Source organism: Pseudomonas sp. W3I7, from assembly GCF_030816095.1.
Lineage (GTDB): Bacteria > Pseudomonadota > Gammaproteobacteria > Pseudomonadales > Pseudomonadaceae > Aquipseudomonas > Aquipseudomonas salomonii.
This window is the reverse complement of the sequence record NZ_JAUSXP010000001.1, coordinates 5028983-5045419: the sequence shown is the minus strand read 5'-3', so window position 1 is coordinate 5045419 and position 16437 is coordinate 5028983. Positions and strand designations below refer to the sequence as shown.

Annotated in this window: 13 protein-coding genes and 1 pseudogene; 10 read left to right on the top strand and 4 right to left on the bottom strand. The window is 60.5% G+C overall.

The features are described 5' to 3' along the window. Positions 1–230 precede the first annotated feature (230 nt). The 4 genes from QF043_RS23305 to QF043_RS23290 form a co-directional block, all read right to left on the bottom strand. Positions 231–3077: a valine--tRNA ligase gene (locus tag QF043_RS23305; protein WP_307420338.1), complete on the bottom strand. Its 2847-nt coding sequence runs from the start codon at positions 3075–3077 to the stop codon at positions 231–233. Between the two features lie 150 nt (positions 3078–3227). Continuing rightward, complete coding sequence (locus tag QF043_RS23300; protein ID WP_307420336.1) at positions 3228–3614, bottom strand: DNA polymerase III subunit chi; 387 nt, start codon at positions 3612–3614, stop codon at positions 3228–3230. A 7-nt stretch (positions 3615–3621) separates the two neighbouring features. Beyond that, positions 3622–4050 (bottom strand): DNA polymerase III subunit chi, encoded by a 429-nt coding sequence (locus tag QF043_RS23295; RefSeq protein ID WP_307420335.1) that lies wholly within the window; start codon positions 4048–4050, stop codon positions 3622–3624. A gap of 51 nt (positions 4051–4101) precedes the next feature. Next, positions 4102–5592, bottom strand: coding sequence for a leucyl aminopeptidase (locus tag QF043_RS23290; protein WP_056858890.1), 1491 nt, complete (start codon positions 5590–5592; stop codon positions 4102–4104). Positions 5593–5876: 284 nt separating this feature from the next. Between QF043_RS23290 and lptF the strand changes: the two genes are divergently transcribed. The 10 genes and pseudogenes from lptF (at position 5877) to tadA (ending at position 16428) form a co-directional block, all read left to right on the top strand. Next, entirely contained in the window at positions 5877–6995 is a 1119-nt protein-coding gene (gene lptF, locus QF043_RS23285; RefSeq protein WP_307420334.1) for an LPS export ABC transporter permease LptF, read from the top strand. Further along, positions 6988–8068: pseudogene (lptG, locus tag QF043_RS23280) on the top strand (LPS export ABC transporter permease LptG). Before lptF ends, lptG begins: the two are co-directional and overlap by 8 nt. A gap of 151 nt (positions 8069–8219) precedes the next feature. Continuing rightward, positions 8220–10019, top strand: coding sequence for a translation elongation factor 4 (gene lepA, locus QF043_RS23275; RefSeq protein WP_003210439.1), 1800 nt, complete (start codon positions 8220–8222; stop codon positions 10017–10019). 5 nt (positions 10020–10024) lie between these two features. Continuing rightward, complete coding sequence (lepB, locus tag QF043_RS23270; protein ID WP_017136294.1) at positions 10025–10879, top strand: signal peptidase I; 855 nt, start codon at positions 10025–10027, stop codon at positions 10877–10879. Positions 10880–11031: 152 nt separating this feature from the next. Then, a complete protein-coding gene (gene rnc, locus QF043_RS23265) occupies positions 11032–11721 on the top strand; it encodes a ribonuclease III (protein WP_017136295.1) in 690 nt (229 codons plus the stop codon). Beyond that, positions 11714–12616 (top strand): GTPase Era, encoded by a 903-nt coding sequence (gene era / locus QF043_RS23260; RefSeq protein ID WP_034102340.1) that lies wholly within the window; start codon positions 11714–11716, stop codon positions 12614–12616. Before rnc ends, era begins: the two co-directional genes overlap by 8 nt. 194 nt (positions 12617–12810) lie before the next feature. Further along, a complete protein-coding gene (recO, locus tag QF043_RS23255) occupies positions 12811–13500 on the top strand; it encodes a DNA repair protein RecO (RefSeq protein ID WP_307420333.1) in 690 nt (229 codons plus the stop codon). Between the two features lie 51 nt (positions 13501–13551). Continuing rightward, positions 13552–14295: a pyridoxine 5'-phosphate synthase gene (gene pdxJ / locus QF043_RS23250; RefSeq protein ID WP_305457998.1), complete on the top strand. Its 744-nt coding sequence runs from the start codon at positions 13552–13554 to the stop codon at positions 14293–14295. A gap of 259 nt (positions 14296–14554) precedes the next feature. Further along, positions 14555–15931, top strand: a complete 1377-nt coding sequence (locus QF043_RS23245; protein WP_307420332.1) for a multicopper oxidase family protein — start codon at positions 14555–14557, stop codon at positions 15929–15931. Then, positions 15931–16428 (top strand): tRNA adenosine(34) deaminase TadA, encoded by a 498-nt coding sequence (gene tadA / locus QF043_RS23240; protein ID WP_307420331.1) that lies wholly within the window; start codon positions 15931–15933, stop codon positions 16426–16428. Before QF043_RS23245 ends, tadA begins: the two co-directional genes overlap by 1 nt. The last annotated feature ends 9 nt before the right edge of the window (positions 16429–16437 follow it).

Here is a 16437-nt window from a genome sequence, read left to right as displayed (position 1 = left end):
GCTGCGTCGATTCTGGGTTTGTTTCAAAAGTGGCGGGTATTGTCACACATTCCGAAGTTGACCTCGGTTTAAATGTGGGAGCGGGCTTGCTCGCGAATGCGGTGTGTCAGTCACTGAATGTGCTTCTGACACACCGCATTCGCGAGCAAGCCCGCTCCCACCCTGATTGGGTTTTCAAACCCCCCAAAAAAAGAGACCCGAAGGTCTCTTTTTTTTTCACAGGTTCCAGCTTACAGACTGGAAATCCGCGCATGTTGCTCGGCCAGCTTGCCCAAAGCCTGTTCCGCTTCAGCCAACTTGGCGCGTTCTTTCTCGATCACCTCAGCCGGCGCCTTGTCGACAAACGCCGCGTTGGACAGCTTGCCGCCCACCCGCTGCACTTCACCTTGCAGGCGCGCGATTTCTTTGTCGAGGCGGGCCAGCTCTGCACCCTTGTCGATCAAACCGGCCATCGGCACCAGCACTTCCATCTCGCCGACCAATGCGGTCGCAGACAGCGGCGCATCTTCGCCGGCAGCCAATACCGTGATCGACTCCAGCTTCGCCAGCTTCTTGAGCAGCGCGTCGTTCTCGGTGAGGCGACGCTGATCTTCGGCACTGGCGTTCTTCACGAACACTGCCAACGGCTTGCCCGGCCCGATGTTCATCTCGGCACGGATGTTACGCGTGCCCATCATCAGGGTCTTGAGCCATTCGATATCACTTTCGGCCGCCTCATCGATGCGCGCTTCATTGGCCACCGGCCAAGGTTGCAGCATGATGGTCTTGCCTTCGATACCGGCCAGCGGCGCGATGCGCTGCCAGATCTCTTCGGTGATGAACGGCATGAACGGGTGCGCCAGGCGCAGCGCCACTTCGAGTACGCGCACCAGGGTGCGACGGGTGCCGCGCTGGCGTTCGATCGGCGAGTTTTCGTCCCACAGCACGGGCTTGGACAGTTCCAGGTACCAGTCGCAATACTGGTTCCAGATGAACTCGTACAAGGCCTGTGCGGCCAGGTCGAAACGGAACTGGTCAAGTTGGCGGGTTACTTCGGCTTCGGTGCGCTGCAACTGCGAGATGATCCAGCGATCCGCCAGGCTCAGCTCAACTGCTTCGCCGTTCTGGCCGCAGTCTTCGCCTTTGTCCAGCACGTAGCGCGCGGCGTTCCAGATCTTGTTGCAGAAGTTGCGGTAGCCTTCGACGCGGCCCATGTCGAACTTGATGTCGCGACCGGTGGACGCCAGCGAGCAGAAGGTGAAACGCAGGGCGTCGGTACCGTAGCTGGCAATGCCATCGGCGAACTCGTCGCGGGTCTGCTTCTCGATCTTCTTGGCCAACTTTGGCTGCATCAGGCCCGAGGTGCGTTTCTGCACCAGGGTTTCCAGGTCGATGCCGTCGATGATGTCCAGCGGGTCCAGGACGTTGCCCTTGGACTTGGACATCTTCTGGCCCTGGCCATCACGTACCAGGCCGTGCACATACACGGTCTTGAACGGTACTTGCGGCGTGCCGTCTTCGTTCTTCACCAAGTGCATGGTGAGCATGATCATCCGGGCAACCCAGAAGAAAATGATATCGAAACCGGTAACCAGCACGTCGGTGGAGTGGAATTTCTTCAGGAACTCGGTCTGCTGTGGCCAGCCCAGGGTCGAGAAGGTCCACAGGCCCGAGCTGAACCAGGTGTCGAGTACGTCGTTGTCCTGTTGCAGGGCGATGTCCGCGCCGAGGTTGTGCTTGGCACGCACTTCGGCTTCATCGCGACCTACATAGACCTTGCCCGACTCGTCGTACCAGGCCGGAATGCGGTGGCCCCACCACAGTTGACGGCTGATGCACCAATCCTGGATGTCACGCATCCACGAGAAGTACATGTTTTCGTACTGTTTAGGCACGAACTGGATGCGGCCGTCTTCCACGGCAGCAATCGCAGGCTCGGCCAATGGTTTGGTGGACACGTACCACTGGTCGGTCAGCCACGGCTCGATTACGGTGCCGGAACGGTCGCCCTTCGGCACTTTGAGGCCGTGGTCGTCAACGCTCACCAGCAAGCCGGCAGCGTCAAAGGCGGCCACGATCTGCTTGCGCGCTTCGAAACGGTCGAGGCCGGCGTATTCGGCCGGGATCTTGCCGTCGATGCTGTCGTTCAGCGTGCCGTCCAGGTTGAACACCTGGCAGGCCGGCAATACGGCGGCGTTTTTGTCGAAGATGTTCAACAGCGGCAGGTTGTGGCGCTTGCCGACTTCGTAGTCGTTGAAATCGTGGGCCGGGGTGATTTTCACGCAGCCGGTGCCAAATTCAGGGTCGCAGTAGTCGTCCGCGATGATCGGGATACGACGGCCGACCAATGGCAGCTCGACGAATTTGCCGATCAGCGCCTGGTAACGCTCGTCGTTCGGGTTAACGGCAACGGCGGCGTCGCCGAGCATGGTTTCCGGACGCGTGGTGGCGACGATCAGGTAGTCGTTGCCCTCGGCGGTCTTGGCGCCATCGGCCAGTGGGTACTTGAGGTTCCACAGGAAGCCTTTCTCGTCATGGTTTTCCACTTCGAGGTCGGAAATTGCCGTGTGCAACTTGGTGTCCCAGTTGACGAGGCGCTTGCCGCGGTAGATCAGGCCGTCTTCATGCAGGCGCACGAAGGCTTCTTTCACCGATTCCGACAGGCCGTCGTCCATGGTGAAGCGCTCGCGGCTCCAGTCCACAGACGAACCCAGGCGACGGATCTGACGGCTGATATTGCCGCCGGATTGGTCTTTCCATTCCCAGATTTTTTCCAGGAATTTCTCCCGGCCCAAGTCGTGACGGTTCTGGCCGGTGGCTTCGAGCTGGCGTTCCACCAGCATCTGCGTGGCGATACCGGCGTGGTCGGTACCCGGTTGCCACAGGGTGTTACGGCCCTGCATGCGGCGGAAACGGATCAACGCATCCATGATCGCATTGTTGAAGCCATGGCCCATGTGCAGGCTGCCAGTGACGTTCGGTGGCGGAATCATGATGGTGTAGGACTCGCCGGCACCTTGCGGGGCGAAATAGTTCTCGGACTCCCAGGTGTTGTACCAGGAAGTTTCAATGGCGTGCGGCTGGTAGGTCTTATCCATGCGCGGCGGGACCCTAGTTGGCATTTATTCAGGAAAGCCGACAAGTATAACGGGGGATAAGGCGCAGGGCGAGGCGAAGACGGGCTAGAGATGTACGTTGAGCAAATGTGGGCGCAGGCAAGCCAGCTCCCACAGGGATCTATGCAGGGCTCAGGACTGGTATTGGCTTAATAGCCGCTCCATCCGCGCATCCATCCGCCGTTTGATCTCGGCTTCAATATGCGGCGCAAAGTCGTCGATCACATCCTGCATGATCAGTTGCGCGGCGGCGCGCAGTTCGTTGTCCAGGTGCAGCAGCAACGCATCGGGGGCTTTTTCAGCGGAGGGTGCCGGTTCTGCAGCAGGTGCCGGCGCGACAGGCTCAGGTGCGGCAGGTTTGCCACCGACCATGTCGAACAACAGTGGAATCTGTACCTCGCTCTCGACCGAGTTGGTCAGCAGCGGCGGTTGCAACTCATCATCACCGAGCAATTGACGGATCGACTCCAGGTCGTCCAGCAAGTGGTCGTCTTTTTTCAGCGGGTTTGGAGTGTCCATCGTGTGCTCAAAGTCGTTGTAGCCGGTGATCTTGCAAAGGATAGCCCTGTTCGCGGTAGAAACGGAAACTCTCCCGCGCAGCCTGACGAATAGCCGGGTCTTCGACCACCACTTCCGCCACGCGGGCAAACGCCTTGGCAAAGGCCGGTACTTTCACGTCGAGGTTAACCAGCAAGTCATGATGATCGCCGCAGCTGTCGCCCAAGCCCAGCACAATCAGGCCTTCGGGTTCGGACTCGGCGGGGCCGTGGGGCACGAAGCTTTCGCCCTTGAAGCGCCACAGACGAGCGTCAAGGTCTTCACGCTGAGCGGCATCGCTGCAATGCAGATAGATGCGGTGGCCCATGCGCCAGGCTTTTTCGGTGAGTTTGCAGGCAAAGTCCAGGCGCGCGGAGGGATCGGCGCTCGGCAATATATAGAAGTCGACTTGGGTCATTGCGGTTCCTGAGACCGGGGCGCCATGCAGGCCACCCCGGAATCTTCAGTTTCAGGCTTTGGCGCGATCCAGCAGGTACTGGGTCAACAGAGGAACCGGACGGCCACTGGCGCCCTTATCCTTGCCGCCACTGGTCCAGGCCGTACCGGCGATGTCCAGGTGCGCCCAGTTGAAGTTCTTGGCGAAGCGCGACAGGAAGCAGGCAGCGGTGATGGTGCCGGCTTTAGGGCCGCCGATGTTGGCGATGTCGGCGAACGGGCTGTCCAGTTGTTCCTGGTACTCGTCGAACAGCGGCAGTTGCCAGGCCCGGTCGTCGGCAGCCTTGCCGGCGCTGAGCAGTTGCTCGATCAGCTCGTCGTTGTTACCCAGCAGGCCCGAAGTGTGAGCGCCCAGGGCGACTACGCAGGCGCCGGTCAGTGTCGCAATGTCGATCACGGCCTGTGGCTTGAAGCGTTCGGCGTAGGTGAGGGCATCGCACAGCACCAGACGGCCTTCGGCGTCGGTGTTGAGGATCTCGACAGTCTGGCCGCTCATGGTGGTGACGATGTCACCCGGGCGTGCAGCACCACCGCTCGGCATGTTCTCGGCGCAGGCCAGGATGCACACCAGGTTAATCGGCAGCTTGAGCTCCAGCACGGCACGCAGGGTGCCGAACACGCTGGCGGCGCCGCCCATGTCGTACTTCATTTCGTCCATGCCGGCGCCCGGCTTGAGGCTGATGCCGCCGGTGTCGAAGGTGATGCCTTTGCCCACCAGCGCGTAAGGCTTCTCGGACTTCTTGCCGCCGTTGTATTGCATCACGATCAGGCGTGGCGGCTGGTCGCTGCCCTGGCCCACGGCATAGAACGAGCCCATGCCCAGTTCCTTGATCTTCTTCTCGTCCAGCACTTCAACCTTCAGGCCCTTGAACTCTTTGCCCAGCGCCTTGGCTTGTTCGCCCAGGTAGGTAGGGTGGCAGATGTTCGGCGGCAGGTTGCCCAGGTCGCGTGTAAACGACATGCCGTTGGCGATGGCGGTGGCGTGGGTGACGGCGCGCTCGACTTCAGCCTGGGCGGCCTTGATGGTCAGCAGGGTGATTTTCTTGATGGCGCGCGGTTCGGCCTTCTGGCTCTTGAACTGGTCGAAGACGTAACCGCCGTCCACCAGGCTTTCGGCCAGCAGGCGGGTCTTGCCGTAGCTGTCGCGGCCTTTTACAACGATTTCGTCGAGGGCCAGTGCCGCATCGGTACCGCCCAGGCCTTTAAGGGTGGCGAGGATACCGCTGATGATCTTGCGGAACGGGCGGTCGCCCAGTTCGGCGTCCTTGCCCACGCCCACCAGCAGAACGCGGTCGGCTTTAAGGTTGGGCAGGCTTTGCAGCAGCAGGCTTTGGCCGACTTTGCCGGCCAGGTCGCCGCGCTTGAGGACCGCGCTGATGGCGCCGCCGCTCAGTTCGTCCAGTTGCTTGGCGGCGACGCCGAGCTTGCGCCCTTCGCCGACGGCGACCACGAGGGTGGCGGTTTTCAACGTTTCGGGGCTAACGCTTTTTACAACCAATTCCATTTTCGGGTCCCTTATTTAAGGTCTGTGAGCCTGGCGTCTGTACGCAGGCTTTGATGCTCGGCAGCTTTGTAAACCGCCTGCGACAAAGGCCGCAGTTTGAACCTCGCCAGAGCAGCCTGACAACCCTTGCAGCACGCTTTGTGCACGCGCATGAGCAAGCACCGTGACAGGCGAGTCCAATCACAGGATAATGCGCAATCTTTTTAGCCGGCCCGTGCATGCGGGTCGACTCGGTATGCTTGCTTGTTTGGCCGCCTTAGCCTGACAACCCTGGAGTGTCTGGTTTGATCGTCTTCCGTTATCTGTCCCGCGAAGTCCTGCTGACCCTGAGTGCCGTGAGTGCGGTATTGCTGGTCATCACCATGAGTGGTCGTTTCGTCAAATTCCTCGCCCAGGCGGCCTCGGGCGCCCTGGATCCGGGCTCGTTGTTCCTGATCATGGGCTTTCGCCTGCCGGGTTTCCTGCAGTTGATCCTGCCCCTTGGCCTGTTTCTCGGCATTTTGCTGGCCTATGGCCGGCTTTACCTTGAAAGCGAAATGACCGTGCTCTCGGCCACCGGCATGAGCCAGCAGCGTCTGCTGGCCATGACCATGGTGCCGGCCACCGGCGTTGCGCTGGTGGTGGCCTGGTTGAGCATGAGCCTGGCGCCCCAGGGGGCCATGCAGTTCCAGCTGCTGCTGAACAAGCAGGACGCGATGACCGAGTTCGATACCCTCGAGCCCGGGCGCTTCCAGGCGCTCAACGATGGCACGCGGGTCACCTATACCGAAACCATGACCGACGATCGCTCTAACCTGGGCGGTGTGTTCATCTCGCAGAAAAACCTCGGCCTGAACCAGAAAGACCGAGGTATTTCGATTCTGGTAGCCAACAGCGGCCGCCAGGAAATACGCGCTGACGGCAACCGCTACCTGATCCTGGAAAACGGCTATCGCTACGACGGCAGCCCTGGGCTGGCGGAATATCGCGCGGTCAAATACGACACTTATGGCGTAATGCTGGCCAAACCGGACATCAGTGAAGAGGTCACCGACCGCGATGCACTGCCGACGCTATCGCTGATCGGTAATCCCGACCTGCGCTCCGTTGCCGAGCTGCAATGGCGAGTCTCGCTGCCGCTGCTGGTGTTCATCGTGACGTTGATGGCCGTGCCGCTGTCGCGGGTCAACCCGCGCCAGGGCCGCTTCCTCAAGCTGTTGCCGGCGATCCTGCTGTACATGGCTTACCTGACCATCCTGATTTCTGCCCGTGGCTCCCTGGAGAAGGGCAAGCTGTCGCCAGCCCTGGGCCTGTGGTGGGTGCACGGGATCTTCCTGGCGATCGGCCTGGGGCTGCTCTACTGGGAACCTATCCGTTTGAAAATGAAGAGCCGTCGTGGCCTGAAGGAGTTGGCTCGTGGCTAAGCTCGACCGCTACATTGGTAGCAGCGTACTGATCGCCATCCTGGCGGTATTGGGCATCATCCTTGGCCTGGCTTGCCTGTTTGCCTTTATTGATGAAGTGAGCAACGTCACCGACACCTATACGGTCACCAACGTACTGAGCTACGTGGCGCTGACCGCACCGCGTCGTCTCTACGACATGATGCCGATGGCGGCGCTGATCGGTTGCCTGATCGGCCTGGGTAGCCTGGCCAGCAGCAGCGAACTGACCATCATGCGAGCGGCGGGCGTTTCCATCGGCCGCATCGTCTGGGCGGTCATGAAACCCATGCTGTTGCTGATGGCGTGCAGTGTGTTGATCGGTGAGTACGTAGCGCCACCGACCGAAGCCACAGCCCAGGCCAATCGTGCCCTGGCCCAGGGTTCGGGGGATGCGCAGAGCGCCAGGCACGCGCCTGTGGCACCGCCAGGGTGATGAGTTTATCCACATCAACGCCGTGCAGCCGGGCGGTTTGTTGGTGGGGGTGACGCGTTATACGTTCGATAAAGAGCGGCATATGCTGAGCTCCAGTTTCTCCAGGCGTGCGCAGTACGACGAGGGGAAATGGGAGCTGTACGATGTCACCACGACGTACTTCCGTAATGTGGGGCAGGGCACCAAGGCCTACACCGAAGTGATCAATGTGCCGTCCGAACAGTGGGACATTGCCCTGAAGCCGGAACTGCTCAATACCGTGGTCATGATCCCGGAAAGCCTGCCGATCTCCGGTTTGTGGAGTTATATCCACTACCTCAAGGATCAGGGCCTGAACAACGGCCGTTACTGGTTGGCATTTTGGGTCAAGGTGTTGCAGCCGCTGGTCACCGCCGCACTGGTGTTGATGGCTATTTCGTTCATCTTCGGTCCGCTGCGTTCGGTAACGCTCGGCCAGCGGGTGTTTACCGGCGTGCTGGTGGGCTTTACCTTCCGCATCGCCCAGGACCTGCTTGGGCCGTCGAGCCTGGTATTCGGTTTCTCGCCGCTGTTTGCGGTGCTGGTGCCGACGGCTATTTGTGCCGTGGCCGGGTTCTGGTTGTTGCGCCGGGCCGGTTGATACCGCGCTTATACACAAAAAATGCCCCGCTCCTATGAGCGGGGCATTTTTGTTCTGGTCAGCAAAGATGACGCCCGGCCCGAGCATCAGGTACAATTCCCGGCTATTTTTCAGCGGGCAATCTGCCTGCAGCCTTTTTGAGTGTTGATCCGTGAGTGATTTGAGTCATATCCGCAATTTCTCCATCATCGCCCACATTGACCATGGTAAGTCGACGCTGGCCGATCGATTCATCCAGATGTGCGGCGGCCTTGCCGAGCGTGAAATGGAAGCCCAGGTACTGGACTCCATGGACCTCGAGCGCGAGCGCGGCATCACCATCAAGGCCCACAGCGTTACCCTGTACTACACCGCAAAAGACGGTATCAAGTACCAGCTGAACTTCATTGACACCCCCGGCCACGTTGACTTCACCTACGAAGTCAGCCGTTCGCTGGCGGCCTGTGAAGGTGCCTTGCTGGTGGTCGATGCCGGCCAGGGCGTTGAAGCCCAGTCCGTGGCCAACTGCTACACCGCGATCGAGCAGGGCCTTGAGGTCATGCCGGTACTGAACAAGATCGACCTGCCCCAGGCCGATCCTGACCGCGTTAAAGAAGAAATCGAAAAAATCATCGGCATTGACGCCACCGACGCCGTCGAGTGCAGCGCCAAGACCGGCCTGGGCGTTGACGAAGTGCTCGAGCGCCTGGTCAAGACCATTCCTGCGCCTACCGGCAACTACGAAGATCCGCTGCAAGCGTTGATCATCGACTCTTGGTTCGACAACTACCTGGGCGTTGTTTCCCTGGTACGCGTGCGCCACGGCCGTGTGAAAAAGGGCGACAAGATCCTGGTCAAATCCACCGGCAAGATCCACCTGGTGGACAGCGTCGGTGTGTTCAACCCGAAACACACTGCTACCACCGACCTCAAGGCCGGTGAAGTGGGCTTCATCATCGCCGGTATCAAGGACATTCACGGTGCGCCGGTGGGTGACACCCTGACCTTGAGCTCCACCCCTGACGTCGACGTGCTGCCGGGCTTCAAACGCATCCAGCCACAGGTTTACGCCGGCCTGTTCCCGGTCAGCTCCGACGACTTCGAAGATTTCCGCGAAGCGCTGCAGAAGCTCACCCTCAACGACTCGTCGTTGCAGTACACCCCGGAAAGCTCCGACGCCCTAGGCTTCGGCTTCCGCTGCGGGTTCCTGGGCATGTTGCACATGGAGATCATTCAGGAGCGCCTCGAGCGCGAATACGACCTTGACCTGATCACCACGGCGCCAACGGTTATTTTTGAGCTGGCGCTGAAAACCGGTGAAACGATTTACGTCGACAACCCGTCCAAGCTTCCGGATCTGTCCTCCATCGAAGACATGCGCGAGCCGATCGTGCGGGCCAATATCCTGGTTCCGCAGGAGCACTTGGGCAACGTTATTACCCTGTGTATCGAAAAACGTGGCGTGCAGCACGACATGTTGTTCCTCGGTACCCAGGTGCAGGTGACCTACGATTTGCCGATGAACGAAGTGGTTCTGGACTTCTTCGACCGTCTCAAATCCACCAGTCGCGGCTATGCTTCGCTGGATTACCATTTCGACCGTTACCAATCGGCTAATCTGGTGAAACTGGATGTGCTGATCAACGGCGACAAGGTGGATGCACTGGCACTGATCGTGCACAAGGACAACGCGCACTACAAAGGTCGCCAGTTGACCGAAAAGATGAAAGAACTGATTCCGCGCCAGATGTTCGATGTCGCGATCCAGGCCGCCATTGGCGGGCAGATCATTGCACGGACCTCCGTCAAGGCACTCAGAAAGAACGTACTGGCCAAATGCTACGGCGGTGACGTAAGCCGTAAGCGCAAGCTGCTTGAGAAGCAAAAGGCCGGTAAAAAACGCATGAAGCAAGTGGGCAACGTGGAAATTCCACAAGAAGCCTTCCTTGCAGTGCTCAGGTTGGATAGTTAGGTCCTATGTCACTAAATTTCCCGCTGTTGCTGGTCATCGCCGTTGCCGTTTGCGGACTCCTGGCGTTGCTCGATCTGGTGTTCTTCGCCCCGCGTCGGCGGGCGGCGATCGCCTCGTATCAGGGCAGCGTCAGCCAGCCCGATGCGGTGGCGATCGAGAAACTGAACAAAGAGCCTTTGCTGGTTGAATACGGCAAGTCGTTCTTCCCGGTGTTGTTCATCGTGCTGGTGCTGCGTTCGTTCCTGGTGGAGCCGTTTCAGATCCCTTCGGGCTCGATGAAACCCACCCTGGACGTGGGCGACTTCATCCTGGTGAACAAGTTTTCCTACGGGATCCGCCTGCCGGTGCTCGACAAGAAGGTCATCCCGGTCGGTGATCCGCAGCGCGGCGATGTGATGGTGTTCCGCTACCCAAGCGACCCGAACGTCAACTACATCAAGCGTGTCGTCGGCCTGCCGGGCGATGTGATTCGCTACACCAGCGACAAGCGCCTGTTCGTCAACGGTGAGTCGGTAGCCGAGAAGTTGATCGGCACCGAGCCGAACACCCTGGGCAGCGCTGAGCTGTATCAGGAAAAACTCGGCGCGGTCGAGCACCAGATCCGCAAGGAAATGAGTCGATACCGCTCGCCGCCAGACACCGAATGGAAAGTGCCGGCCGGGCACTACTTCATGATGGGCGACAACCGCGACAACTCCAACGACAGCCGGTATTGGGATGACCCTAATATTCCCAAGGACCTGCTGGGCATGGTTCCCGACGAGAACATTGTCGGCAAGGCCTTTGCGGTCTGGATGAGCTGGCCGGAGCCCAAGCTCAGCCACCTGCCGAACTTCTCGCGGGTCGGGCTGATCAAGTAATACAGGCGGCGCTGTGAACACAGCGCCGAATGCTTTTCTGGGGTTGGGACAATCAATGGCCCAACCCCTTGCTGTACCAATCAGGATTTGAATTTGAACACTGCGTCAATCGTCGATGGCCGCCGGTGCCACCAAACAGATATGGGTAAACCGTGAGCGTTTCTCTAAGCCGTCTCGAGCGCCAGCTCGGCTACACCTTCAAGGATCAGGAATTGATGGTCCTTGCCCTCACACACCGCAGCTTTGCAGGGCGCAATAACGAGCGCCTGGAATTCCTCGGTGATGCCATCCTCAACTTTGCCGCCGGTGAGGCGCTGTTCGAGCGTTTCCCGCAAGCGCGCGAAGGCCAGCTGTCACGCCTGCGTGCACGCCTGGTCAAAGGCGAGACACTGGCCGTGCTGGCCCGTGGTTTCGGCCTGGGCGAGTACCTGCGCCTGGGTTCCGGCGAACTGAAAAGCGGCGGTTTCCGTCGCGAGTCGATCCTGGCCGATGCCCTCGAAGCGTTGATCGGTGCGATCTACCTTGATGCAGGCATGGAGACCGCCAAAGAGCGCGTAGTCGCCTGGCTGGCGTCGGAGATCGAGAGCCTGACGCTGGTCGACACCAACAAAGATCCCAAGACCCGCCTGCAGGAGTACCTGCAGTCGCGTGGTTGTGAACTGCCACGCTACGAAGTGGTGGATATCCAGGGTGAGCCGCATTGCCGCGTGTTTTTCGTGGAATGTGAAATCACCTTATTGAATGAAAAAAGCCGAGGTCAGGGTGTGAGCCGTCGTATTGCCGAACAGGTAGCGGCCGCTGCAGCACTGATTGCCCTGGGCGTGGAGAATGGCCATGACTGATTCAACCGCAACACGCTGTGGCTATGTTGCCATCGTCGGCCGCCCGAACGTGGGCAAGTCCACGCTGCTGAACCACATCCTCGGCCAGAAGCTGGCGATTACCTCGCGCAAGCCGCAGACCACCCGCCACAACATGCTGGGCATCAAGACCGAAGGCACCGTGCAAGCGGTCTACGTCGACACCCCAGGCATGCACAAAGGTGGCGAGAAGGCGCTGAACCGCTACATGAACAAAACCGCTTCGGCGGCGTTGAAAGACGTCGACGTGGTGATCTTCGTGGTCGACCGCACCAAGTGGACCGACGAAGACCAGATGGTTCTGGAACGTGTGCAGTACGTCACCGGCCCGTTGATCGTCGCGCTGAACAAGACCGACCGCATCGAAGACAAAGCCGAGCTGATGCCGCACCTGAGCTGGCTCCAGGAACAACTGCCGAACGCCCAGATCATGCCGATTTCGGCCCAGCACGGCCACAACCTGGACGCCCTGGAACGCGTGATCGCCGAGCACCTGCCGGAGAACGAGCACTTCTTCCCGGAAGACCAGATCACCGACCGCAGCAGCCGCTTCCTGGCTGCCGAACTGGTACGTGAGAAAATCATGCGCCAGATGGGCGCCGAGCTGCCGTACCAGATCACCGTCGAAATCGAAGAGTTCAAGCAGCAGGGCAAAACCCTGCATATCCATGCGTTGATTCTCGTTGAACGTGACGGCCAGAAGAAAATCATCATTGGCGACAAGGGCGAGCGCATCAAGCGCATCGGCACCGAAGCGCGCAAGGACATGGAATTGCTGTTTGATTCCAAGATCATGCTTAACCTGTGGGTGAAGGTTAAAGGTGGTTGGTCCGATGATGAGCGCGCGCTGCGCTCCCTGGGCTACGGCGACCTGTAACCCTTCGCCTGATGGCGGACGGGCGTTTTGTGGCGAGGGAGCTTGCTCCCGCTGGGCCGCGAAGCGGCCCCAACAAGGCCGGCGAGTTTTTTCAGCTATAACTCGATGGCTGGTATAGGGGCTGCTTCGCAGCCCAGCGGGAGCAAGCTCCCTCGCCACAAAAGCGCTCTCCTTCTTTAGAGATTCCCCGTCTCATGTCCCAAACCCCACCTCCCAGCCAACTTGCCTACGTCCTGCACAGCCGCGCCTATCGCGAGACCAGCGCTTTGGTGGATTTCCTCACGCCCCAAGGCCGCTTGCGCGCGGTGTTGCGCAGTGCGCGGGGCAAGGCGGGTACGCTGGCACGTCCGTTTGTGGCGCTGGACGTGGAGTTTCGTGGCAAGGGTGAGTTGAAAAACGTCGGTCGCCTGGAAAGTGTCGGCAACTCGGCCTGGCTCAATGGCGAAGCGCTGTTCAGCGGGCTTTACCTTAATGAGCTGCTGATCCGCCTGCTGCCCGCCGAAGACCCACACCCCGCAGTCTTCGATCACTATGCCGCCACGCTTTTGGCCTTGGCCGAAGGGCGCCCGCTGGAGCCGCTGCTGCGCGCCTTCGAATGGCGGCTGCTCGATGACTTGGGCTACGGCTTCGAACTGAGCAATGACCTGCACGGCGATCCCATCGCCGCCGACGGCATGTACCGCCTGCAAGTCGACGCCGGGCTTGAGCGCGTGTACCTGCTGCAACCGGGCCTGTTCCAGGGCACCGAACTGTTGGCCATGAGCGAAGCGGACTGGACGGCGCCAGGCGCCTTGTCCGCGGCCAAACGCTTGATGCGCCAGGCGCTGGCCGTGCATCTGGGCGGGCGCCCGCTGGTCAGTCGCGAGTTGTTTCGAAAGCCCTGACAACCCCGTGTATGCTGTGCAGCGTTTCTTTCCCTTTTCAGGAGCGCTTCCGTGACCACCAGCAATCGCATTCTTCTTGGCGTCAACATCGACCACGTCGCCACCCTGCGCCAGGCCCGGGGCACCCGTTACCCCGACCCGGTCAAGGCCGCGCTGGACGCCGAAGAAGCGGGCGCCGATGGCATCACCGTGCACCTGCGCGAAGACCGCCGTCACATTCAGGAGCGCGATGTACTGGTGCTCAAGGACGTGCTGCAAACCCGCATGAACTTCGAGATGGGCGTCACCGAAGAAATGATGGCGTTCGCCGAGCGCATCCGCCCGGCGCACATCTGCCTGGTGCCGGAAACCCGTCAGGAACTCACCACCGAAGGCGGCCTCGACGTGGCCGGCCAGGAAGCGCGGATCAAGGCGGCGGTCGAGCGCCTGTCTAAGATCGGCAGCGAAGTGTCGCTGTTCATCGACGCCGACGAGCGCCAGATCGAAGCCTCGCGTCGCGTTGGCGCGCCGGCGATCGAACTGCACACCGGCCGTTACGCCGATGCCACCACGCCCACCGAAGTGGCCGAGGAACTGCAGCGCATCATTGACGGCGTCAAGTTCGGCCTCAGTGAAGGCCTGATCGTCAACGCCGGCCATGGCCTGCACTACCACAATGTCGAGGCCGTGGCCGCGATCAAGGGCATCAACGAGCTGAACATCGGCCACGCGCTGGTGGCGCATGCGCTGTTCGTCGGTTTCAAAGGCGCGGTTGCCGAGATGAAAGCCCTGATTCTGGCGGCTGCCAAGCACTGATCAGACACAAGATATTTCCTGTGTGTGCGGGCTTGTGTGGGAGCGGGCTTGCTCGCGAATACGGTGGGTCAGCCGATACATGTGCTGACTGGCACACCGCATTCGCGAGCAAGCCCGCTCCCACATTGGCCCATTCTCATCTTTAGATCCCTGGCGTTTTCGCCATGCGGCAATGCGAAGCCTTACTGTTTAGCCGATGCAGGTGTATCGTATCTGCCCTTTGCGGGCCCCTGGCCTGCGGCCGATACGTGAGGTTGTTGTGTCCCGATCCTTTTCCCGTCGACAAATCCTGGGTGGCCTGGCAGGCCTGGCCGTCGTGGGCGTCGGTGCCGGGGGCGCCTATCGCTACTGGCTGGGGAAAGTCGCCGAGGCGCAAGCGGGTCACGATTACGAACTGATCGCCGCACCGTTGGACGTGGAGCTGGTGCCCGGCCACAAGACCGAAGCCTGGGCGTTCGGCCCCTCGGCGCCGGGTACCGAGTTGCGGGTGCGCCAGGGCGAGTGGCTGCGGGTGCGTTTTATCAACCACCTGCCGGTCGCCACCACCATCCACTGGCACGGCATTCGCCTGCCGCTGGAAATGGACGGCGTGCCCTACGTCTCACAACTGCCGGTACTGCCCGGTGAATATTTCGACTACAAATTCCGCGTGCCCGATGCCGGCAGCTACTGGTATCACCCGCACGTGAACAGCAGCGAAGAACTCGGCCGTGGCCTGGTCGGCCCGTTGATTGTCGAAGAGCGCGAGCCCACCGGTTTCAAGCACGAATGCACCTTGAGCCTGAAAAGCTGGCACGTGGACGAAGAGGGCGCATTCGTCGCCTTCAGCGTGCCCCGTGAAGCCGCGCGTGGTGGCACGGCCGGGCGATTGTCGACCATCAATGGCGTGCCCCAGGCGGTGATTGACCTGCCAGCCGGGCAGATCACTCGTGTGCGCTTGCTCAACCTCGACAACACCCTGACGTATCGCCTCAATATCCCCGACGTTGAAGCGCAGATCTACGCACTGGACGGCAACCCTATCGAGCCGCGCCCCTTGGGCAAGGAATACTGGCTAGGCCCGGGCATGCGCATTTGCCTGGCGATCAAGGCACCGCCCGCCGGTGAAGAACTCTCCATCCGCAATGGCCCGGTGCGCCTGGGCACTTTCCGTTCAGTCGCCAATACCGACGCGCCGAGCGAATGGCCGCCAGTGCTGCCTGCCAACCCGATTGCCGAGCCGGACCTGGCCAATGCCGAGAAACTCAACTTCAATTTCGAGTGGGTCGGCAGCGTGTCGGTGGATGACGGCAAACCGCCGAGCCTGTGGCAGATCAATGGCAAGGCCTGGGACATCACCGACAAGACCTGCGCCGACCGCCCGATTGCCAAGCTTGAAAAGGGCAAGAGCTATATTTTTGAATTGAAGAACATGACCCAGTACCAGCACCCGATTCACCTGCACGGCATGAGTTTCAAGGTGATCGCCTCGAACCGCCACAAGGTCATCCCGTATTTCACCGACACCTACCTGCTCGGCAAAAACGAGCGTGCGCGCGTGGCGTTAGTGGCCGATAACCCAGGCGTGTGGATGTTTCACTGCCACGTGATCGACCATATGGAAACCGGCCTGATGGCCGCCATCGAGGTGGCGTGATGCGCCAGATTCGCCCCGCGGCGATTATCGACCGCAGCCGTGACCAGCACTTTATGCGTGAAGCCCTGGCCCTTGCCGCCCAAGGCGCTGAATTGGGCGAAGTGCCCGTGGGCGCGGTGCTGGTGCAGGACGGTGAAATCATCGGCCGTGGCTTTAACTGCCCCATCAGTGGCAACGACCCCAGCGCCCATGCCGAAATGGTCGCCATCCGCGCCGCCGCACAGGCGATCAGTAACTATCGGCTGGTGGGCAGCACGCTGTATGTGACGCTGGAACCGTGCAGCATGTGCGCTGGTTTGATTGTGCATTCGCGCATTGCACGGGTGGTGTATGGCGCGCTGGAGCCCAAGGCCGGGATTGTGCAAAGCCAGGGGCAGTTTTTTACCCAGGGCTTTTTGAATCACCGGGTGCTGTATGAAGGCGGGGTGTTGGCCGAGGAATGCGGCACGGTACTGAGTGAGTTCTTCAAGGCCCGCAGAGCAAAGCCCACACTCTAAAGAACACCG